16 protein-coding genes and 3 tRNA genes are annotated in these 19,357 nt (G+C 69.3%); 12 read left to right on the plus strand and 7 right to left on the minus strand.

The window, feature by feature from the left end; translation table 11 throughout:
- Positions 1-35 precede the first annotated feature (35 nt).
- Entirely contained in the window at positions 36-932 is an 897-nt protein-coding gene (locus C472_RS07775; protein ID WP_006629269.1) for a hypothetical protein, read from the minus strand.
- A 225-nt stretch (positions 933-1,157) separates the two neighbouring features.
- Here C472_RS07775 and C472_RS07780 point away from each other — a divergent pair, with 225 nt between their 5' ends.
- A complete protein-coding gene (locus C472_RS07780) occupies positions 1,158-1,706 on the plus strand; it encodes a DUF7344 domain-containing protein (RefSeq protein ID WP_006629270.1) in 549 nt (182 codons plus the stop codon).
- Positions 1,707-1,748: 42 nt separating this feature from the next.
- On the opposite strand, the gene C472_RS07785 is transcribed toward C472_RS07780, so the two are convergent.
- Complete coding sequence (locus C472_RS07785; protein ID WP_006629271.1) at positions 1,749-2,630, minus strand: methyl-accepting chemotaxis protein; 882 nt, start codon at positions 2,628-2,630, stop codon at positions 1,749-1,751.
- Between the two features lie 216 nt (positions 2,631-2,846).
- Between C472_RS07785 and C472_RS07790 the strand changes: the two genes are divergently transcribed.
- From C472_RS07790 to azf, 4 genes are all read left to right on the plus strand, one after another.
- Complete coding sequence (locus C472_RS07790; protein WP_239638704.1) at positions 2,847-3,260, plus strand: hypothetical protein; 414 nt, start codon at positions 2,847-2,849, stop codon at positions 3,258-3,260.
- A gap of 111 nt (positions 3,261-3,371) precedes the next feature.
- Positions 3,372-6,179, plus strand: a complete 2,808-nt coding sequence (gene mutS / locus C472_RS07795) for a DNA mismatch repair protein MutS (RefSeq protein ID WP_006629273.1) — start codon at positions 3,372-3,374, stop codon at positions 6,177-6,179.
- A gap of 77 nt (positions 6,180-6,256) precedes the next feature.
- Positions 6,257-6,607 (plus strand): cell division protein SepF, encoded by a 351-nt coding sequence (locus C472_RS07800; RefSeq protein ID WP_006629274.1) that lies wholly within the window; start codon positions 6,257-6,259, stop codon positions 6,605-6,607.
- Between the two features lie 142 nt (positions 6,608-6,749).
- Positions 6,750-7,634, plus strand: a complete 885-nt coding sequence (gene azf / locus C472_RS07805; protein ID WP_006629275.1) for an NAD-dependent glucose-6-phosphate dehydrogenase Azf — start codon at positions 6,750-6,752, stop codon at positions 7,632-7,634.
- Between the two features lie 32 nt (positions 7,635-7,666).
- On the opposite strand, the gene C472_RS07810 is transcribed toward azf, so the two are convergent.
- Both C472_RS07810 and C472_RS17365 read right to left on the minus strand, forming a co-directional pair.
- Positions 7,667-8,347 carry a hypothetical protein gene (locus tag C472_RS07810; protein ID WP_006629276.1) on the minus strand — a complete coding sequence of 227 codons (681 nt, stop codon included), beginning with the start codon at positions 8,345-8,347 and terminating at the stop codon, positions 7,667-7,669.
- Positions 8,348-8,506: 159 nt separating this feature from the next.
- The gene (locus tag C472_RS17365) at positions 8,507-8,803 is read right to left on the minus strand and encodes a hypothetical protein (protein ID WP_152420618.1); all 297 of its coding nucleotides are present in this window, start codon (positions 8,801-8,803) and stop codon (positions 8,507-8,509) included.
- 479 nt (positions 8,804-9,282) lie between these two features.
- Here C472_RS17365 and C472_RS07815 point away from each other — a divergent pair, with 479 nt between their 5' ends.
- On the plus strand, positions 9,283-11,118 hold the full coding sequence (locus C472_RS07815; RefSeq protein WP_006629278.1) for a cation:proton antiporter: 1,836 nt from the start codon (positions 9,283-9,285) through the stop codon (positions 11,116-11,118).
- Positions 11,119-11,770: 652 nt separating this feature from the next.
- Here C472_RS07815 and C472_RS07820 read toward each other — a convergent pair.
- Positions 11,771-11,843 (minus strand) — tRNA-Arg (locus C472_RS07820).
- Positions 11,844-12,093: 250 nt separating this feature from the next.
- Here C472_RS07820 and C472_RS07825 point away from each other — a divergent pair.
- The 3 genes from C472_RS07825 (at position 12,094) to C472_RS07835 (ending at position 15,086) form a co-directional block, all read left to right on the plus strand.
- Positions 12,094-13,575: a single-stranded DNA binding protein gene (locus tag C472_RS07825; protein ID WP_006629279.1), complete on the plus strand. Its 1,482-nt coding sequence runs from the start codon at positions 12,094-12,096 to the stop codon at positions 13,573-13,575.
- A gap of 74 nt (positions 13,576-13,649) precedes the next feature.
- The gene (locus C472_RS07830; RefSeq protein WP_006629280.1) at positions 13,650-14,081 is read left to right on the plus strand and encodes a histone family protein; all 432 of its coding nucleotides are present in this window, start codon (positions 13,650-13,652) and stop codon (positions 14,079-14,081) included.
- Positions 14,082-15,086: a histone deacetylase family protein gene (locus C472_RS07835; RefSeq protein ID WP_006629281.1), complete on the plus strand. Its 1,005-nt coding sequence runs from the start codon at positions 14,082-14,084 to the stop codon at positions 15,084-15,086.
- 201 nt (positions 15,087-15,287) lie between these two features.
- Here C472_RS07835 and C472_RS07840 read toward each other — a convergent pair.
- Positions 15,288-15,360, minus strand: a tRNA-Asp gene (locus C472_RS07840).
- 29 nt (positions 15,361-15,389) lie between these two features.
- A tRNA-Asp gene (locus tag C472_RS07845) sits at positions 15,390-15,462 on the minus strand.
- Between the two features lie 266 nt (positions 15,463-15,728).
- On the opposite strand from C472_RS07845, the gene C472_RS07850 reads away from it, so the two are divergent.
- From C472_RS07850 to rpoB, 3 genes are read left to right on the plus strand one after another with little or no spacing between them, the layout of a single operon-like run.
- On the plus strand, positions 15,729-15,959 hold the full coding sequence (locus tag C472_RS07850; RefSeq protein ID WP_006629282.1) for a DNA-directed RNA polymerase subunit H: 231 nt from the start codon (positions 15,729-15,731) through the stop codon (positions 15,957-15,959).
- Entirely contained in the window at positions 15,956-17,521 is a 1,566-nt protein-coding gene (locus C472_RS07855) for a DNA-directed RNA polymerase subunit B'' (protein ID WP_006629283.1), read from the plus strand. Before C472_RS07850 ends, C472_RS07855 begins: the two co-directional genes overlap by 4 nt.
- Before the next feature lies 1 nt (position 17,522).
- Positions 17,523-19,352: a DNA-directed RNA polymerase subunit B gene (gene rpoB, locus C472_RS07860; protein ID WP_006629284.1), complete on the plus strand. Its 1,830-nt coding sequence runs from the start codon at positions 17,523-17,525 to the stop codon at positions 19,350-19,352.
- The last annotated feature ends 5 nt before the right edge of the window (positions 19,353-19,357 follow it).

Raw genomic sequence — 19,357 nt, forward strand, 5'->3', positions numbered from 1 at the left:
TCCCGTTCGCTCTGCCCTCCGTCCGTCCCCCGTCGCTACTCGCTCGCGGACGCGAGCGACGCCGGCAGCCGCAGTTCGAACAGCCGCGCGTCGCAGCCCGCACAGCGCCCGGCGACCACGTCGTAGCTGGAACAGCAGGACTCGACGACCCGCTCTTCGAGCGCCACGCCCCCGTCGCAGGCGGGACACTCCTCGACGAACAGCCGGAGGGCACCGAGGATCCCGCTTCGGTCCGCGAGCGGCAGCGCCGGCCAGTCGTCCCGGGTCGCCGTCAGCACGCGGTCGGCCGCGACGTCCGCCCGGAGCGCCGGGCGCGACTCCCAGTACCCGACCCGCTCGCCGTCGGCGGACGCGGACGCCGCGCCGCCGCGCCAGTCGATCGACAGGGCGTCGCGGTCGAGCCCGGTGAGCGCTGCGAGCGCCGCGAGGTCGTCGGCGTCGGTCCGGTCCGCGCCGCGGCTCGGCTCGTCGGCCTCCACCGCCGCCCGCCACGCCGCGGCGAAGCCGGGCGCGAACCCGAAGTCGTCGCCCCCCGGCGTCTCGGCGAGGACCCCGGCGTCGAGGAGGTACGCCTCCGGTTCGACGTCGCCCACCGGACGCGCGCCTCGCCCCGCTCCGTCGGGGGCCTTGCCGAACAGCGCGAGGACGCGCTCCGGGAGGTAGCGCTTCGTGAGCTCGGGCGTTCCGGGGACGAGGTAGCCGCGGAGCCAGACCGCCGCGAGCGAGGCGAGGAAGACTCCCCCGCCGACGCCGGGACCGAGCAGCACGCCGGCGACGAGCGACGCCCCGGCGGCGATGCCGACGTTGACCGCCGTACAGGGGAGACAACGGTTCGCGCCGGTGTACTCTGACCGGCGGAGACGGTCAAGCGGCCGACGCCCGGATCGCTCCGACGGTCGGTCCGATCTCCTCGTGTCGTGTGACGTAGTCATCGTCGGACGTCCGCGCCGAACGATCGTATGTATGCGGCCCCTACCGTCCGGCAAACGACGCGGACACCGCTCGGTGGAGGCTCACACCTCGCGATGAGCCCGAATTCCGACCCCTCCCGCCGGACGCGTCTCTTCAGATATTATAGAAACTGATATGTCGGTCGGTGACAATCCACGTAGTAATTCCGCAAATGAGGCCCTTATCACGCAACAAATGAGCCCCCTATGACGCAACTCAAGCCGCCGACGCAGGTACCGAACGACGAGGAGGGGCCGTCCCGCGACGAGATATTCACCGCGTTGAGTAATCGGCGACGGCGGAACGTGATCACGTACCTGAAACGGAACGGTGACGGTGCCCGCGTCAGGGATATCGCCGAGCAGTTGGCGGCGTGGGAGAACGACCGCGGGATAAACGAGGTGACGTACAAACAGCGGAAGCGCGTCTACACCGCCCTTCACCAGTCGCACCTCCCGAAGCTGGCCGCGAGCGGGTTCATCGAGTACGAGTCCGACCGGGGAACCGTCTCGCTCACCGCGGAGAGCCGGAAGCTGGAGGTGTATCTCGAAGTGGTCTCGGACAACGAGATCCTCTGGAGCGAGTACTACGTCGGACTCGCGATCACCTGCGGGCTGCTGGCGGCGGCGGCGTGGGCCGGGACCGTCCCGTTCGCCGCGGTGTCGGGGTACGCGTACGCGACGCTCTTCGCGCTCGCGTTCGGCGCGTCCGGGCTCGCTCACCGGGCGTCGACGAAGCGGAATCGGCTGGGGTGAACGCGACGCGGGCCGCCGTCCGCCCGACCTTCGGTCCCCCGCTCACTCGACGAGCTCGCCCAGCTCGCCGATCTTCTCGGCCTGCTCCTGGTTGGCCGCCATGATGCGCTCCGCCTCGGCCGCGACGTCGTCGGCGGTGTCGGCCGCCGAGTCGACCATCGACGACACCTCCTCGGTGGAGGCGGCCTGCTGGTCGGTCGCGTCGGCCACCTCGCCGACGCCCTCGGTGGCCTCGGTGACGGCGTCGTCGATGTCGTGGAGCACGTCGACCGTCTCGTCGACGCGGTCGAGGCCCGTGCGGACCTCGTCGCTCGCCTTCTCGATCCGGTCGCTCGTCTCGTGGGTGTCCGCCTTGATCTCGTCGACCAGCTCCTCGATGTCCTCCGCGTTCCGCTGTGACTCCTCCGCGAGGTTCTTCACTTCCTCGGCGACGACCGCGAAGCCGTCGCCGGCCTCGCCCGCCCGGGCCGCCTCGATGGAGGCGTTCAGCGCGAGCATGTTCGTCTGGTCGGCGATGTCGTCGATCACGTCCACGATCTCGTCGATCCGGCCGATCCGGTCTTCGAGCCGCGAGACGGTCTCGGACACCTCGCCGTTGGCCGACTCGACCGTCTCCATCGCGTCGATCGCGTTCTCGGCGACCGCACAGCCCTCCTCGGTCAGCTCCTGCGCGTGCTCGCTCACCGTCTCGACCTCCTCGGCGCTCGCGGCGATCTCCTCGACCGTCGCCGACAGGTTCGACACCTCCTCGGAGATCCGCCGCATCGACGCCGACTGCTCCTCCGTCAGCTCGGTCACCTCGTTCGATCCCTTCGAGACGATCTTCGAGATCCGCAGAAGCTGTTCGACGGTGTCGTCGATCTCCGCCGCGATGTCCGATCCGACGGACGCGTCTCCTTCGGACCCCTCCGAGCGAGTTGCCATACGAAGAACTCACACAACTGAAAAATTAAACTGGCGACGGAAATACCACTTCTAATAATCAGGATGTGGCCGTCGGATCAAAAAGATCGCGTTAACCGTAAAAGAACGCGGGAAATGGCGCTTACCTTGAGAACATGTTCGGTTCTGTCAGACGAGATTATCTCTCGTGATACGTGGGGGCGTGCGCTTATACACCAGTCTGACACACCTGCGGACATGGCGCACGCAACGACTGTGCTTGAGGACGCGGACGTGTACACCATTGAATGGGACGAGGAGCTCGACGTCCCCGTGTTCTCGTGGGACGAGTACGCCGCGGGCGAGAAGTTCCGCGAGAGCGCCCGGCAGTGGGAATCGGTGATGGAACAGCGGGGCGTCGAGAAGTACCTGGTCAACACCGAGGCCGTGACCGCACACGAGGACGAGGACAAGCGGTGGCTCGCCGAGACGTGGGTCTCCGACCTGGTCGACATCGGTGTCCGCCGCGGCGCGGGCGTGTTCGCTGACTCCGCGATCGCCAGCATGGACATGGAAGAGGTCGAGGAGTCGATGAGTTCGGCGCATCCGGACTACGAGTTCCGCGTGTTTCCGAGCGTCGAAGAGGCGAGGGCGTGGCTTCGCGAGCAGTAACGCGACCCGACGACCGGCGTCCCACACTTTTCGCTCCTGCCACCGAGTCCTCGCCGCCGCTCGGTCCCGGACCCGCAGGGTTTTAGCCGCGCACGGCGGGAGTACGGACATATGGCAACGGGGATCGTCGGGGAGTTCCTCGATCTCAAGGCGGAGACGGACGCGGACGTCCTCGCGATGCAGTGCGGCGACTTCTACGAGTTCTTCGCGGACGACGCCGAACTGGTCGCCGACGAACTGGACCTCTCGATCTCGCAGAAGTCCTCGCACGGCTCGTCGTACCCGATGGCGGGCGTGCCGCTCTCGGAGCTGACGCCGTACGTGAACGCCTTGGTCGAGCGCGGCTACCGCGTCGCGGTCGCCGACCAGTACGAGACCGACTCCGGCGACCACGCCCGCGAGATCGTCCGCGTCGTCACGCCGGGGACCGTCCTGGAGACGAGCGACGACGACGCGCGCTACCTCGCCGCGGTGGTGCGGGAGGAGGGCGCGAGGAGCGCGGCCGGCGGTGCCGGCGACGCCGCGGACGCCGACGGCCCCTACGGGGTCGCGTTCGCCGACGTGACCACCGGGCGCTTCCTCGCCACGACGGTCGACGACGGGGGCGACCTGCGCGCCGAACTCTACCGGTTCGACCCGGCGGAGGTGCTGCCCGGCCCCGCCGTGCGCAACGACGACGGCCTGCTCGGGGCGGTCCGCGAGGAGCTCTCCGGGCGCGTGACCGCCTTCGACCCGGAGGCGTTCGCGCCGGGGCGCGCCGAACACGCGGTCCGCGAGCAGTTCGGCCGCGAGACGACCGACAGCGTCGGCCTCGACTCCGAGATCGCGGTCCGGGCCGCGGGCGCGGTCCTCTCGTACGTCGAGGAGACGGGCGCTGGCGTGTTGGCCTCGATGACCCGCCTGACGGCGTACGGTGCCGACGACCGGGTCGACGTGGACGCGACCACCCAGCGCAACCTGGAGATCACCGAGACCATGCGGGGCGACGCCGACGGGACACTCTTCGACACCGTCGACCACACCGTCACCGCCGCCGGCGGGCGGCTGCTCCGCGAGTGGCTCACGCGTCCGCGGCGCGACCGCGAGACGCTCGCGGCCCGGCTCGACGCGGTGGAGGCGCTGTCGTCCGCGGCGCTCGCGCGCGATCGCGTCCGCGAAGTGCTCGGCGACGCGTACGACCTCGAACGGCTCGCGTCGCGGACGACGAGCGGGAGCGCGGGCGCGAGAGAACTGCTCTCGGTTCGCGACACGCTCGCGCTGCTCCCGGACCTGGCGGACGCGATCGAGGGGACGCCGCTCGCCGACTCGCCCGCCGCGGCCGTGTTCGACCGCGTCGACCGCGACGGGGCTGCCGCCCTCCGCGCGGAACTCGGCGAGGCGCTCGCCGAGGACCCGCCGAAGGCGAAGACCGGCGGCGGGCTGTTGAAGCGCGGGTACGACGACGAGCTGGACGAGCTCATCGAGCGCCACGAGTCGGTGAAGTCGTGGCTCGACGGCCTCGCGGAGCGCGAGAAGCGCCGGCACGGGCTCAGCCACGTCACCGTCGACCGCAACAAGACGGACGGCTACTACGTTCAGGTCGGCAAGTCGGTCGCCGATCAGGTGCCCGAACACTACCGCGAGATCAAGACGCTGAAGAACTCGAAGCGGTTCGTCACCGACGAGCTGGCGGAGAAGGAGCGGGAGGTCCTCCGACTGGAGGAGGCCCGCGGCGAGCTGGAGTACGAGCTGTTCGAGGCGCTCCGCGAGCGCGTCGCCGAGCGCGCCGAACTGCTCCAGGACGCCGGGCGGGCGGTCGCCGAGCTCGACGCGCTCGCCTCGCTCGCGACCCACGCCGCCCGCCGCGACTGGACGCGCCCGGAGCTGACCGAGGAGCGGCGGCTCGACGTCGAGGCCGGTCGCCACCCGGTCGTCGAGGGGACGACCGACTTCGTGCCGAACGACCTCCGGCTCGACCCCGACCGCGAGTTCCTGATCGTCACCGGGCCGAACATGAGCGGGAAGTCGACGTACATGCGGCAGGCGGCGCTGATCCAGCTGCTGGCGCAGGCCGGGTCGTTCGTCCCCGCGCGCGCCGCCGAGGTCGGGCTCGTCGACGGCATCTACACCCGCGTCGGCGCGCTCGACGAGCTCGCGCAGGGGCGGTCGACGTTCATGGTCGAGATGCAGGAGCTGTCGAACATCCTCCACTCGGCGACCGAGGACTCGCTGGTCATCTTAGACGAGGTCGGCCGCGGCACCGCAACCTACGACGGCATCTCCATCGCGTGGGCGGCGACCGAGTACCTCCACAACGAGGTTCGCGCGCGGACGCTCTTCGCCACGCACTACCACGAGCTGACGACGCTCGCCGACCACCTCCCGCGCGTCGCGAACGTCCACGTCGCCGTCGACGAGCGCGACGGCGAAGTGACGTTCCTCCGAACGGTCCGCGACGGCCCGACGGACCGGTCGTACGGGGTTCACGTCGCCGACCTCGCTGGCGTCCCCGACCCCGTCGTCTCCCGCGCGGACGAGGTCCTCGACCGGCTCCGCGAGGAGAAGGCGATCGAGGCCCGCGGCGGGTCACGCGGCGGCGACGGGGCGAGCGCGAGCGACGGCGCGGCCAGCGACACGCAACAGGTCGTCTTCGACCTCTCGTCCGGATCGTTTTCCGAGGGCGAGGAGTCGTCGTCCGACGCCGCCGAGGCGACGGACGCCGGCCCGTCCGATCCCCGACCGAACCGAGACGGAACTGCTCCCGAGTCGCCGTCGGGCGGTGCCGGCGCGGTCGCGGAGGCCGCGGCGGCCGCCGAGCGCGACCGGCCCGACCCCGAGACGCGCGCCGTGATCGAGGAGCTGAGCGACGTCGACGTCGCGGAGACGGCCCCGGTGGAGCTGCTCTCCCGGGTTCAGGAGTGGCAGGAGCGGCTGGAGTGAGTCCGCTGCCGGGCGCGAGCGCGTCGGGGAGTGCGTCTGACGTAAGAACTAATGTCTGACCTCGTCGTGTGGTGTGTATGGGCATCATGAGCAAGATCCTCGGCGGGGGTGGGAGCCGCTCCGTCGACGACTACGTCGAGCTCGACACGGACGACTTCGCCGACGCGCACGCGGAGACGGGCACACAGGTACACTTCGCTGAGATCGCCGACCAGAGCGACGTCATCCCGATCAAAGACGCCGTCTACGACGGGGACTTCGTCATCGCCGACATCACCCGTCACTCCACGTCGGACCGGACGATAGAACGCGTCTACGACGAGCTCCGACAGGTGGTCCAGGAGGTCGACGGCGACATCGTCCAGAAAGGCGACGACCAGATCATCGTCACCCCGGCCGGCGTCAAGGTCTCGCGACAGAAGCTGTAGCCCGCGGTCTCACGGTCTCGTTTCCTTTCTCGTCCGACCGTCTCGTCTCGTTTCGTCCCTCGTTCCCCGCTTCTCCGGTCGGATCCGGGCGCACCGGCCGAACCGTGTCATATATGCCGTTCTCCCGCCCACGTAGAGTCGAATGGACGAGCCGGTCCTGTTGACGGGTGCCGGCGGACGGGTGGGACAGGCCATCCTCCGCGGCATCGGCGACGACTACGAGTGGCGGCTCCTCGACCGGGAACCGCTCCCGGCCGCGAAGGTGCCCGCCGGCGTCACCGACGCCGACCGGTACGTCGCCGACATCACCGACGAGCGCGCCGTCCGCGAGGCGGTCGCCGACGTCGGCGCGGTGATCCACCTCGCGGGCGACCCCCGGAAGACCGCGCCCTGGGACTCCGTCCTCCGGAACAACATCGACGGGGCGCAGGTCGTGATGCGCGCCGCCGCCGAGGCCGGCGTCGAGCGGTTCGCGTTCGCCTCCTCGAACCACGCCGTCGGCGGCTACGAGACCGAGGAGCGGACCCCGGACCTGTACCGCGAGGACGACGACTACCGGCTCGACGGCACCGAACTCCCCCGCCCCGGCAACCTCTACGGCGTCTCGAAGGCGGCCGGCGAGTCGCTCGGGCGCTTCTACCACGACGAGTACGACATGAGCGTCGTCTGCGTCCGCATCGGCAACCTCACCAAGGACCACCCGCCGCGCGAGTACGAGCGCGGGCAGGCGATGTGGCTCTCGCACCGCGACTGCGCGCACCTGTTCGACCGCTGTCTCCGAGCCGACTACGGCTACGAGGTCGTCTACGGCATCTCCGACAACGACCGCCGCTACTACTCGATCGAACGCGCCCGCGAGGCCCTCGGCTACGACCCGGCCGACAACTCCGCTGACTACACGTTCGAGGGCGAGCCCAAGCCGGACCGCGACCCGGACGGCCGCGGGGAGTACGCCGCCGACCCCGACGTGGCGGCGGACGACGCGCCCGCCGAACCGAACTTCCCCGCCGACCCGGACGACGCCTGAGCGCCCCGCGACACCGCTGCTGACGCGGCCCCTCAGAACAGCCCGTCGACGTCGCGCCGCTTCCGCTCCTCGATGGCCACGTGATCGGCCAGCCGCGCGGCCACCTGCGGCCGCGCGTCGGGCGTCCGGAGGTACGCGAACAGGAGTTCCGCGAAGCGGGTCCGCCCCGTCCCCCGCTCCGCCTCCGCGAGGTCGGCCGCGGCCGCGAGCGCCTCCGGGTCGCCCGGTTCCCCCGCCCTCGCCAGCGCCGGAGTCGCGACCCGAGCGGCGGCGAGCGAGAGCCCGTCGAACCGCGGTGCGTCGCCGTCGACGCGGATCCGCGGCGTCCGACTCGCGTCCGCGTCTTCCGGATCCGCCGCGAGCCGCTCCCCCCACTCCCGGACCGGGGCCAGCGCCGCCCCGTGCGGGTCGGAGACGCCCCCCAGCGCGGCGACGGCGGTCTCCGCGCGCACGACCGCTTCCGGGTCGCCGTCGACCGCGAGCCGCGTCGCCGCCGCGGTCGCGGCCAGTCCCCGGAGGAGTCGCTCGTCCTCGCCGCTCTCCTCGTCGGCCGACTCCGCCGTCGTCTCCCAGACGTCGCGCGCCGCGGAGAAGTTCCCCTCGTTGAACAGCGCGGCACCGGCGGTGAGCGCGGCCGGGGCGGTCGGTCGAGAGGCCGGGTTCGTGTCGTCGCGAACTCGCCCGTCGTGACTGCCGGCGTCGCGATCGGTCACGGGCCCCGGTCGGTGGCGGCGACTCATAAATGGCGAGTTCGCCTAATGGGGGCGTCAACGAGGGGCAAAGAGAGCGTCGGCGGAGCGAACAAAGTCGTCAGCGGGGTGGAGGTGGCGTCAGCGGGGCGATTGGCGGCGATCGGTGGGGCGCGCGGACTGTCAGGCCTCTCCGGCGCTCGCGTCGTCGGGCAGCCCGAGCGTCCGGCCGACCGCGTCCGGGTACCGCCGGTGGAGCGCCGCGCCGGCGACGCCGCCGAACAGCGTCGCGAACGCGACCGCGGCCGCGACCGGGAACGAGAGCGCCCCGATCGTCAACACCGGCAGCGCCGCGAAGGCGACCGCAACGCCCGGGCTGGGGAGCGGCGTGGCCGGATGCGGGCCCGCGTACGGGTGGGAGCGGACCGTGCGTCCGGGGGAACGGGCTGTGCGTCTGGAGGGATCGTGGTCTGTCGTCATCGTCGGTAGTGGATCGGCAGCGCGAGGGCGTCGCGCCGAAGGGGGTCGGTTCGGCCGCCGAGAACGGTCTCGGGGTTCACGGCGGCGGAGCGACGTCGGGAAGGGGACCGGCAGAAGACGGGGCTCGCCTCGGCGGCCGAGCCGGCCGTCCCCGCGCGGGTCACGCGGCGACGGCACCGAGGCGAGCGGCGGCCGTCCCGCGGACCCGTCTCCCGACGCTCCGGCGGGGGGCGAACGTCGGAATGGGGTCGCGGACGGTCATGGGTTCGACCCGGCGGTGAGGGACCGGCCGGGCGTGGGTTCACCGAGTACCGGAACCGAATTAATACTTCCTCGTGTGTGCGGATCAATGCCGTGGCCGGTGCGTCGCGCCGACCCGCCTCGCAAGCGAGTCGCCGCGTCGGCCCGCCGACCGCACCAGTACACTAACGAAGGCGGAGCCTGTACCCGTACTAGACGTGTCCAGTAGCCTACTGCCGGTGATCGCGATGATACTCGTGTCGGGGCTCGCGGTACAGCTCCTCGCTCACCGCCTGCGGGTGCCGAGCGTCATCTTCTACCTCGCGATCGGCGTGGTGTTGGGGCCGGAAGTGCTGGGGCTCGTCACGCTGGAGACGTTCGGCGACGGGCTGGAGATCATCGTCGGGCTCAGCGTCGCGATCATCGTCTTCGAGGGGGCGTTCGCCCTCCAGGTCGACCGGATCCGCCGGGCGTCGACGGTGTCGCTCCGGCTCGTGACGGTCAGCGCGATCGTGATGTTCCTCGGGACCGCGGCCGCGGTCCGGGCGTTCACCGACGGCACGTGGGAGGTCGCGCTGCTGATCGGCGCGCTGCTCGTGGCGACGGGGCCGACGGTCATCACCCCGATCCTCAACGTGGTCCGAGTCCGGGACCACGTCGCGACCGCGTTAGAGACGGAGGGGATCGTCAACGACGTGACCGCCGCGATCGTCGCGGTCGTGATATTCGAGACGCTGCTGCTCGACGACCTCGGCGTCCCCGCGACGGTGCTCTCCTTCCTCCAGCGGTTCGGCGTGGGGGTCGCCGCCGGGCTGCTCGCCACCGTCGTCATCTACGTGCTGCTGGACAGCGACCTCGTCCCGGAACGCGACGTTCAGGCGTCGCAGTTCCTCGTGCTGGCGGCCGCGATCGGGTCGTTCGCGGCCGCAGAGGCCGTCGCCGCGGAGGCGGGCATCGCGGCGGCGGCGACGAGCGGAATCCTCCTCGGGAACCTCGGGCTGGACAACAGAGAGGAGATCGAGTCGTTCGCACAGAACACGACCACGATCGTCCTCTCGTTCGTGTTCATCTCGCTGGCCGCCCTGATCGACGTCGAGGCGATCGCCGGGCTCGGCGTCGGCGTGGTCGCGATCGTCGCCGTCATCATACTCGTTCTGCGACCGCTGGGCGCGTTCGTCGCGACCCTCGGCGTCGAGCGGTTCACCCGCCCCGAGCGGCTGTTCATCGCGAGCGTCGGACCGCGGGGAATCATCCCGGCGAGCGTGGCGACGCTGTTCGCCATCGAACTGGAGCTGGCGGGCAGCGTCGCGGCCGGCGAACTGCTCGTCGGCACGGTGTTCGCGGTCATCTTCGCGACGGTCCTGATCGAGGCAGGGCTCGCGCGGCAGATCGGCGAGTATCTCGGAGTGTCACCAATGCGCACGATAATCATCGGCGGGGGCCGGGTCGGCCAGGCGCTCGCCACGCGACTGGAGAACAGGGGCGAGTACGTCGTCGTCGTCGAATCGGACCCGGAGGTCGTCGAACGAGCGCGTGCGGACGGGTTCACCGTCTACGAGGGCGACGGCAGCGACACGGAGACGCTCCGCGAGGCGAACATCGAGGACGCGAAGCGGCTCATCACCACGACGAGCGACGACGACATCAACCTGCTCGCGTGTCAGCTCGCTATCACCAAGTTCGATGTCGAATCCGTCTACTCCCGGGTGAACGACCCGGACAACGTCGACGCCTTCGACAGCATGGGCGTGCGGGGCATCGACGCCTCGACGGCGACCGCCGTGGCCATCGACGACGAGATCGAGCGGCCGGCGCTCACCCACTGGATGAACGAGCTCGGCGACAACCACGACGTTCAGGAGGTCGAGGTGACCTCCCAGAAGCTCGCGGGCAAGACCATCCGCGACCTCAACGCGCAGATCCCCGACGGCACGTTCGTCGCCGTCGTGAGCCGCGACGGCGAGAACCACGTTCCCACGGCCGACAGCGTCCTCGAAATCGGGGACCACGTGACGTTCATCGGCGACACCGACGCGGTCCGCCGCGCGATGGACCGGTTCCACCCGCACGACTAAACAGTTGCTTACGGGCCGACGGCGAACAGTGTCAAACCCCCGGCCGACCAATTATAAATTGTCAGTTACGGATCGCGGACAACCATCTCCGAAGCCCCAGCCGCGACGGCTCGCGCGGCTTGCTGCGTTCCTCGCTCAGTCGCTTTCGCTCCCTCGCTGCGGTACTTGCTGCGCCGTGCTTCGCCCTCACGACTGCCCCTTCGAGTCCCACCCCGCACCGCGCAGCACCACACCCCACCCCTCCCCAGCCTCGTCGCTGGCGGTCTCCGCTTCGCTCGACCGCCAGCGACTCCCTCGCGCGCTCCTCGCGCCCTTTCGGGCGCTCGAAGGCGCGCGCCACCGCGGGATCAAGTATTACGGCCGTGTCGCGTAGGACCGACACGCTGCTCGCTACCGTCGTGAGATTGTAATTAACGAAGGTCCTGACGGAGTCTCACGCGAGCGGAGCGAGCGTGAGGCACGTCAGGACCGAACGCCGCGGCTGACGAACGAAGTGAGTCAGCCGCAAAGTGAGCGTCCTGACGGAGATTTGAACTCGGAAAGACGGTCGGCCTCGCTTCGCTCGGCCGCTACGACTTTCCTGCTCAAATCTCCGCGGCGTTTTCGGACACACGCACGGCTCGCTGCGCTCGCCGTTTGGTGTGTCCGAAAACGTCCTGACGGAGATTTGAACTCCGGTCCCTGGCTCCGCAAGCCAAGAGGATAGTCCACTACCCTACCAGGACTCATCTCTACGTATCGCGGTAGAACTTAAGACCGTTACGGTCCGGCGGCCGCGTGCCTGCGGTCCACACGCATCCGCCGGCGCTGGATGAACACCTTTTGTATCGAGGGGTCCCCATGAACGCCCATGAGACGCCTTCGAGCCGCGACCGCCGCCCGCGTCGGTCGCCCCGCCGTCCGCCCGGGATCCGGCACGACCCCCGGCCAACGGCAACGCTTATGCGCAAACTCGCCGACCACGGAGGTACGCGTATGGGAGCCATAGAGGAGGTGTACGAGGACCTCGACACCGACGTCGAGTTCGAGGAGTTCGAGGCCGCGGTCGAGGACAAAGTCGAGCAGATGGGCGGGCTCGCGGACGAGGAGACCGCCGCGATGCTCATCGCGCACGAGCTGCGCGACGAGGAGGCCGACACCATCGCCGACATCGAACCGGGGATGAACGAGGTGAAGTTCCTCGGCAAGGTGACCGCCATCGGCGAGGTCCGGACGTTCGAGCGCGACGACGACGAGGCCGAGGAGGGCCGCGTCTGTAACGTCGACGTGGCGGACGCTTCCGGCTCCGTCCGGGTCGCGCTGTGGGACGACATGGCCGCGGCCGCGGAGGAGGAACTGGAAGTCGGACAGGTCCTCCGCGTCATGGGCCGCCCGAAGGAGGGGTACAGCGGCCTCGAGGTGAGCGCCGACAAGGTCGAACCCGACGAGGACGCCGAGGTCGACGTCCAGGTGCTCGACACGTACCAGGTCGAGGACCTCACGCTCGGCGCGTCCGACGTGGACCTCGTCGGACAGGTGCTCGACACCGACTCGATCCGGACGTTCGACCGCGACGACGGCAGCGAGGGGCGCGTCGCCAACCTCACCGTCGGCGACGAGACCGGTCGCGTCCGCGTCACGCTGTGGGACGGCAAGGCCGACCTCGCCGCGGAGTTCGAGGCGGGCGAGGTCGTCGAGGTTGGCGACGGCTACGTCCGCGAGCGCGACGGCGACCTGGAGCTTCACGTCGGCGACCGCGGCACGGTCGAGCGCGTCGACGAGGACGTCGAGTACGTCCCGGAGACGACCGACATCGCCGACCTCGAGATCGACCAGACGGTCGATATCGCCGGCGGCGTCATCGAGACGGACCCGAAGCGGACGTTCGACCGCGACGACGGCAGCGAGGGACAGGTCCGCAACGTCCGGATCAAAGACGAGACGGGCGAGATCCGCGTGGCCCTGTGGGGCGACAAGGCCGACCGGGACATCGACCTCGCCGACCGCGTCGTCTTCACCGACGTCGAGATCCAGGACGGCTGGCAGGACGACCTGGAGGCGTCCGCGAACTGGCGCTCGACCGTCTCCGTCCTCGACGGGGAGAGCGAGGCGGCCGCGGGCGCGACGACGGGGTCCGGCAACAGCGGGAGCGGCTCCGGCGGCGACCGGGGCGCGGACGAGACCGGGCTCGGAGCCTTCGCCGAGGACGGACAGAAGGCGGCCGCCGAGGCCGTCGCCGGCGAGTCCGGCGACGACGGAAACGGTGCGAGCGGCGGGGCTGCGGCCGCGACGACCGACCGGTCGGCCGAGGACGTCGAGTTCACCGGGACGGTGGTCCAGACGGGAGACCCCGTCGTGCTCGACGACGGGACGCAGACGAAGACCGTCGACACCGACGCGAGCCTCCGTCTCGGCGAGGAGATAACGGTCCGCGGTCCCGAGCGCGACGGCACCATCGACGCGGACGAGGTCTTCTGACGCCGCCGGCCCGGGATCCGGCGGGGATGCGGCTAACGGAAAGCGTTATACGACACACGGACGCGTCTGTGTGTATGAGTGTCGAGTTGCCGTTCGCGCCGGTCGACGGCATAATCCGGCGGAACGCGGGGGAACTCCGCGTCAGCGCGGACGCCGCCGAGGAGCTGGCCCGGCGGATCCAGTCGCACGGCGCGGAACTGGCCGTCGACGCGGCCGAGCGCGCGACCGCGGACGGTCGGAAAACGCTGATGGCGGCGGACTTCGGCGTCGAGCAGGTCGTCAGCCGCGAGGACCTCACGCTACCGGTCGCCCCCATCGATCGGATCGCTCGACTCCGGATCGACGACCGGTATCGCGTCGGCGTCGACGCGCGGATCGCGCTGGCCGACATCCTAGAGGACTACGCCAACAACGTCGCGAGCGCGGCGGCGACGCTGGCCCGCCACGCGGATCGACGAACGGTACAGGCCGAGGACATCGAGACGTACTTCGCGCTGTTCGAGTAGATGCGGTTCGGCTACAGCGAGCGGTGTCTCGAACACGACACCGGCGAGCGGCACCCGGAGAACCCGGACCGACTCCGCGCGATCCGCCGCGGGCTCACGAAGCGACACGGCGTCGAGTACGCCGAGGCCGATCCGGCCGAGAAGGTGGCCATCACGGCCGTTCACGACGCCGGCTACGTCGACGAACTGGAGTCGTTCGTGGCCGACGGCGGGGGGAGCTGGGACCCCGACACCGTCGCCAGCGACGGGACGTGGGACGCGGCGCTCACCGCCGCCGGCCTCGCGCAGTGGGCGGCCCGCGAGGCGATAGACGGGGCGAGCGGACGCCAGACGCCGTTCGCGATTGGCCGCCCGCCGGGCCACCACGCGGTCACCGGCGACGCGATGGGGTTCTGCTTTTTCAACAACGCCGCGGTCGCGGCCCAGACCGTCCTCGACGAGGGTCTCGCTGACCGCGTCGCGATCTTCGACTGGGACGTCCACCACGGGAACGGCACGCAGGACATCTTCTACGACCGCGGCGACGTGTTTTACGCCTCGATCCACGAGGACGGTCTCTACCCCGACACGGGCGCGCTCAACGAGACCGGCGAGGGGGAGGGTGAGGGGACGACGGCGAACCTCCCGCTGGCGGCCGGCGCGGGCGACGCCGACTACCTGTACGCGGTCGACGAGGCGGTCGCCCCGGCCGTCGACCGGTTCGACCCCGACCTAGTGCTCGTCTCCGCGGGCTTCGACGCGCACCGCCACGACCCCATCTCGCGGATGCGCGTCTCCTCCGAGGGGTACGCGCTGTTGACCGACCGGATCCGGACGCTCGCGAGCGACGTCGACGCCGCCGACGCGTACGTCCTCGAAGGCGGATACGGACTCGATACGCTCGCCGAGGGCGTCTCGATGGTCCACGAGACGTACGACGGACGGACTCCCGTCGACACCGACGAGGAACCGGACGAGAAGACGGAGGCGCTCGTCGCCGACCTCCGGTCGAAGTTGGACCTGTAGCTCGGAGTCGGCAGATCCCCGCTCGTCGCTGCCGCTCCTCGCTCGCGGTCGGCGTCGACAGAAACGCTCGGAGCGGGATTTGAACCCGGAGGACTTCGTTCACTTCGTTCGCTCGTCCTCAGATTCAAATCCCTTCGGCGTGGTTCCGATCGGACTCGCGGTTCGCGACGCTCACCGTTCGTCAGTTGGTCGGAACGAGAACGCCCGGAGCGGGATTTGAACCCGCGTCACGACCGTGACAGGGTCGTATGATGGGCCACTACACCATCCGGGCAAACAGCGACAGCGCCCCGAAACGGGGGACGCCCGGAGCGGGATTTGAACCCGCGTCACGACCGTGACAGGGTCGTATGATGGGCCACTACACCATCCGGGCTTGTCGCATCAGTTCGTACCCCTGTCTGGCAAATAAGGCTTGTCATCCCCGACGAGGGTGGGGGTCAGTGACAGGAACTGTCGGATCCCGGACGGCGGCAACGAGGGGTTCGTCCGATATCCTTTTGTGGGAACCTCACGTGCGTGAGAGTGTCGAACGCCCCGGACCCGTGAGCGGTGCGCAGCGGCGCTTGGTAAGTCTTATGCCGCTGGCGTGAGTATGTGTCTGTAGTATCTCGTGATAGCTTCTCCCCACCACCAGCACCCATGGTAGACGTAAGCCAACACGAACTCGTCCCGGACCACGTGCTTCTCGACGACCCCGAGGACGTCGAGGAGGTCCTGGCGGAGTACGACGTGAAGAAGACTGACTTACCGAAGATCAAACGCACGGATCCCGCGCTCCCCGACGAGGCCGAGGTCGGCGACGTGGTGAAAATCGTTCGAAACTCTCGCACGACCGACGAGGCGGTCGTGTACCGACTAGTCGTCTCATGAATAGGCAAGACCGACGCGTGGTTTCACGCGAATACTTCTCAGACGAACGGCTCGCCGAACACCACTTCCGCTCGTTCAACAACTTCCTGGACCGCGGCATGCAGGAGGTCGTCGACGAGAAGGAGACGATCGAGACCGACATCGGCGACAAGGAGGGGCAGGAGCCGGTGTACGTCGAGCTCGGCGACGTCCGGATGGTCACGCCGCGCGTCCGCGAGGCCGACGGCTCCGAGGAGCTGCTCTACCCGCAGGAGGCCCGCCTGCGGAACATCACCTACTCCGCGCCCGTGTTCATGGAGATGTCCATCGTGCGCGGCGGCGAGGACGAGCCGGAACAGGTCGTCGACACGACCGAGACCAAGGTCGGCCGGATGCCGATCATGGTCGGCTCGAACAAGTGTAACATGGCGGGCTTCTCCGACGAGGAGCTCATCGACATCGGCGAAGACCCCGTCGACCCCGGCGGCTACTTCATCGTCAACGGCTCCGAGCGCGTGCTGATGACCTCGGAGGACCTCGCGCCAAACAAGATCCTCGCCGAGTACGACTCGAAGTACGGCGACGAGATCCAGGTCGCGAAGACGTTCTCCCAGCGCCGCGGCTACCGCGCGCTGGTGCTCTGTGAGCGCAACCGCGAGGGGCTGCTCGAAGTGTCGTTCCCGTCCGTCTCGGGCTCGATCGACTTCGTGACGCTCGTCCGCGCGCTCGGACTGGAGTCGGACGAGGAGATCGTCCACCGCGTCTCGGACGACCCCGAGATAGTGAAGTTCATGTTGGAGAACTTAGAGGAGGCCGACGTCCAGACGACCGAGGGCGCAATCGAGACCCTCGGCGAGCGCGTCGCCTCCGGGCAGGGGAAGAACTACCAGCTCAAGCGGGCGAACTACGTCATCGACCGCTACCTCCTCCCGCACCTCCACGAGGAGGGCGTCGAGGAGGAGGACGTGCGGATCAACAAGGCGTACTACCTCTGCCGGATGGCCGAGGCGTGCTTCGAGCTCGCCTTGGACCGCCGCGAGGCCGACGACAAGGACCACTACGCGAACAAGCGCCTGAAGGTCTCGGGCGACCTCATGCGCGACCTGTTCCGCACCGCACTCAACAAGCTGGCGCGCGACGTGAAGTACCAGCTCGAACGCGCGAACATGCGGAACCGGCAGCTCACCGTCAACACAGTGGTCCGCTCGGACGTGCTGACCGAGCGGCTCGAACACCCGATCGCGACGGGCAACTGGGTCGGCGGGCGCTCGGGCGTCTCGCAGCTCGTCGACCGGACGGACTACATGGGCGTGCTCTCGCACCTCCGGCGGCTCCGGTCGCCGCTGTCGCGGTCGCAGCCGCACTTCGAGGCGCGGGACCTCCACGCGACCCAGTGGGGTCGCATCTGCCCCTCCGAGACCCCGGAGGGACCGAACTGCGGGCTGGTGAAGAACTTCGCGCAGGCGATGGAACTCTCTCAGACCGTCGAGGACGAACAGGGACTCAAACGAGAACTGGCGTCGATGGGTGTCGAGGGGATCCCCGGCATCGAGGGCGTCGAACGACAGACGGCGGACGACTAACATGGCACAAGCAGAACGCGAAGCGAAGGTGTACGTCAACGGGAGCCTCGTGGGCACCCACGAGAACCCGGACGAGCTCGCCGAACAGATCCGAGAGGCGCGCCGCCGCGGCGACGTGAGCGAGATGGTGAACGTCTCGGTGAAAGACCGGACCCGAGAGGTCATCGTCAACGCCGACGCGGGGCGGGCGCGACGCCCGCTCATCGTCGTCGAGAACGGCGAACCGCTCCTCGGCGACGAGGAGATCGAGGCGCTCGAACGCGGCGACGTCGAGTTCGAGGACCTCGTCGAACGCGGCTACGTCGAGTTCATCGACGCCGAGGAGGAGGAGGACATCCTCGTCGCCGTCGACGAGGAGGACGTGTCCGACGACCACACGCACCTCGAGATCGACCCACAGCTCGTGTTCGGCATCGGCGCGGGGATGATCCCGTACCCCGAGCACAACGCCTCTCCCCGCATTACGATGGGCGCGGGGATGATGAAGCAGTCGCTCGGACTCCCCTCGGCGAACTACCGGATCCGGCCGGACACGCGTCAGCACCTCCTCCACTACCCGCAGTTGGCGATGGTGAAGACGCAGACCTCCGACCAGATCAGCTTCGACAAGCGGCCGGCGGCGCAGAACTTCGTCGTCGCCGTGATGTCCTACGAGGGCTTCAACATCGAGGACGCGCTGGTAATGAACCAGGGCTCCGTCGACCGCGCGCTCACCCGCTCGCACTTCTTCCGGACCTACGAGGGCGAGGAGCGCCGGTACCCCGGCGGCCAGGAGGACCGCTTCGAGATCCCCGACCAGGACGTGCGCGGCGCTCGCGGCGAGGACGCGTACACCCACCTCGACGAGGACGGGCTCGTCAACCCCGAGACGAAGGTCGACGAGTCGTCGGTCCTGCTCGGCAAGACCAGCCCGCCGCGCTTCCTCGAAGAGCCCGACGACATGGGCGGACTCTCTCCGCAGAAGCGCCGGGAGACCTCGGTCACGATGCGCTCCGGCGAATCCGGCGTCGTCGACACGGTGACGCTGATGGAGGGCGAGGACGGCTCCAAGCTCTCGAAGGTGAAGGTGCGCGACCAGCGCGTCCCCGAACTTGGCGACAAGTTCGCGTCTCGACACGGCCAGAAGGGCGTCGTGGGCCACCTCGCGCCCCAGGAGGACATGCCGTTCACCGAGGAGGGGGTCGTCCCCGACCTCGTGATGAACCCGCACGCGCTGCCGTCGCGGATGACGGTCGGCCACGTGCTGGAGATGCTCGGCGGGAAGGTCGGCTCCCTGCGCGGCTCCCGGGTCGACGGGACGCCGTTCCAGGGCGAAGACGAGGAGGAGCTCCGCGACGGGCTGGAGGACCACGGGTTCAAGTCCTCCGGCAAGGAGGTCATGTACTCCGGCGTCACCGGCGAGAAGATCGACGCCGAGATCTTCGTCGGGACGATCTTCTACCACAAGCTGTACCACATGGTGTCGAACAAGCTCCACGCCCGCTCGCGCGGGCCGGTCCAGGTGCTCACGCGCCAGCCGACCGAGGGGCGCGCCCGCGAGGGCGGGCTGCGCGTCGGGGAGATGGAGCGCGACACGATCATCGGCCACGGCGCGTCGATGGTCCTCAACGAACGGCTGCTGGAGTCCTCCGACGCCGAGACGGTCCACGTCTCCGCGGAGACGGGGCTCGTCGCCGTCGAGGACCGCGAGCAGCGCCGCGTGTACGACCCGGTGACGGGCGACGAGGACGACATCCACGAGCTTGAGGTCAGCTACGCGTTCAAGCTGCTGCTCGACGAGATGATCGCCCTCGGCATCCGACCGAAACTCGAACTGGAGGACGCGATTTAGATGTC

Origin of the sequence: Halorubrum tebenquichense DSM 14210 (genome assembly GCF_000337415.1) — an archaeon.
Taxonomy (GTDB): Archaea; Halobacteriota; Halobacteria; order Halobacteriales; family Haloferacaceae; genus Halorubrum; species Halorubrum tebenquichense.

What these genes read in the sequence shown, in the direction of transcription:
- C472_RS07775 (WP_006629269.1), bottom strand. Translation starts at nt 932, where the DNA reads ATGACTACGTCACACGACACGAGGAGATCGGACCGACCGTCGGAGCGA.
- C472_RS07780 (WP_006629270.1), top strand. Translation starts at nt 1,158, where the DNA reads ATGACGCAACTCAAGCCGCCGACGCAGGTACCGAACGACGAGGAGGGG.
- C472_RS07785 (WP_006629271.1), bottom strand. Translation starts at nt 2,630, where the DNA reads ATGGCAACTCGCTCGGAGGGGTCCGAAGGAGACGCGTCCGTCGGATCG.
- C472_RS07790 (WP_239638704.1), top strand. Translation starts at nt 2,847, where the DNA reads ATGGCGCACGCAACGACTGTGCTTGAGGACGCGGACGTGTACACCATT.
- mutS (WP_006629273.1), top strand. Translation starts at nt 3,372, where the DNA reads ATGGCAACGGGGATCGTCGGGGAGTTCCTCGATCTCAAGGCGGAGACG.
- C472_RS07800 (WP_006629274.1), top strand. Translation starts at nt 6,257, where the DNA reads ATGGGCATCATGAGCAAGATCCTCGGCGGGGGTGGGAGCCGCTCCGTC.
- azf (WP_006629275.1), top strand. Translation starts at nt 6,750, where the DNA reads ATGGACGAGCCGGTCCTGTTGACGGGTGCCGGCGGACGGGTGGGACAG.
- C472_RS17365 (WP_152420618.1), bottom strand. Translation starts at nt 8,803, where the DNA reads ATGACGACAGACCACGATCCCTCCAGACGCACAGCCCGTTCCCCCGGA.
- C472_RS07825 (WP_006629279.1), top strand. Translation starts at nt 12,094, where the DNA reads ATGGGAGCCATAGAGGAGGTGTACGAGGACCTCGACACCGACGTCGAG.
- C472_RS07830 (WP_006629280.1), top strand. Translation starts at nt 13,650, where the DNA reads ATGAGTGTCGAGTTGCCGTTCGCGCCGGTCGACGGCATAATCCGGCGG.
- C472_RS07835 (WP_006629281.1), top strand. Translation starts at nt 14,082, where the DNA reads ATGCGGTTCGGCTACAGCGAGCGGTGTCTCGAACACGACACCGGCGAG.
- C472_RS07850 (WP_006629282.1), top strand. Translation starts at nt 15,729, where the DNA reads ATGGTAGACGTAAGCCAACACGAACTCGTCCCGGACCACGTGCTTCTC.
- C472_RS07855 (WP_006629283.1), top strand. Translation starts at nt 15,956, where the DNA reads ATGAATAGGCAAGACCGACGCGTGGTTTCACGCGAATACTTCTCAGAC.
- rpoB (WP_006629284.1), top strand. Translation starts at nt 17,523, where the DNA reads ATGGCACAAGCAGAACGCGAAGCGAAGGTGTACGTCAACGGGAGCCTC.